Genomic DNA, 438 nt, shown 5'->3' on the forward strand with positions numbered 1-438 from the left:
GGCATAAAATGAATTATCAATTAGAATTAAGAAATTACTTAAATAAAATATATAACGAGAAAATTAATCAAATCCTAGTAAAAGAAGATTTACCAAAATTGAAAAACATGAACTTAGATGAAATTAAATCTTTAATATGCTCAAAAGAAGTTTATTTAGGTAGTGATTTAGACGAGTATATTATAAATTTGATTCCAGAAGGATTTAATGGCTATCTTTTAAGAAAAACTATTTCAAAAAACCATAATCTTACTCATCCTTTGCTTTATAACGAAAAAGGTGAACCACTAAAAGATTATACCCATAATAATTTTACTACCACTTTTTGGAGAGACTTTACTAATGAAACTTTTATAAATGATTTAAATAGTAAGTTTAGTAATAAAGATTTTTATGATTATGTAGACAAAAACTTTGATTCAATATATATAAATTTGA

At 22.4% G+C, this 438-nt stretch carries 1 protein-coding gene; it reads left to right on the top strand.

Going from position 1 to position 438, the window contains the following annotated elements:
* The coding region (locus tag QX51_RS20655; RefSeq protein WP_039679613.1) for a hypothetical protein at window positions 1-438 on the top strand (438 nt) is incomplete at both ends.

It is taken from the genome of Terrisporobacter othiniensis (genome assembly GCF_000808015.1).
Classification (GTDB): domain Bacteria; phylum Bacillota; class Clostridia; order Peptostreptococcales; family Peptostreptococcaceae; genus Terrisporobacter; species Terrisporobacter muris.